The sequence below is a fragment of the Streptomyces sp. SP18BB07 genome (assembly GCF_036322545.1).
In the GTDB taxonomy this organism is placed as follows: domain Bacteria; phylum Actinomycetota; class Actinomycetes; order Streptomycetales; family Streptomycetaceae; genus Streptomyces; species Streptomyces deccanensis.
In genome coordinates this window covers 1-328 of the sequence record NZ_JAQYWT010000233.1, presented here as the reverse complement: position 1 = coordinate 328, position 328 = coordinate 1, and the positions used below count along the sequence as shown (strand labels likewise).

Sequence of the window (328 nt, the reverse complement as noted above, 5' to 3'; positions counted from 1 at the left end):
TCGGTGAGGTCCCGCCACACACCGGACACGCCCAGCACCTGGGCGCGGCCGCCGAGCGCGCCGTCGGTGCCGACCTCGCGGGCCACCCTCGTCACCTCGTCGGCGAAGGCGCGCAGCTGCTCCACCCTCGTGTTGACGGTGTCCTTCAGTTCCAGGATCGCGCCGCGCGCGTCGACGGTGATCTTCTGGGAGAGGTCGCCGTTGGCGACGGCGGTGGTGACCTGGGCGATGTTGCGGACCTGCGACGTCAGGTTCAGGGCCATGAAGTTGACGTTGTCGGTGAGGTCCTTCCAGACGCCGCTGACGCCCCTGACCTGCGCCTGGCCGC

Annotated in this window: 1 protein-coding gene; it reads right to left on the bottom strand. The window is 70.4% G+C overall.

The genetic code is table 11. The annotated features are described in order from the left end of the window. Positions 1–328: HAMP domain-containing protein (locus PUR53_RS07355; protein ID WP_329907783.1), on the bottom strand; the 328-nt coding region annotated here is incomplete at both ends.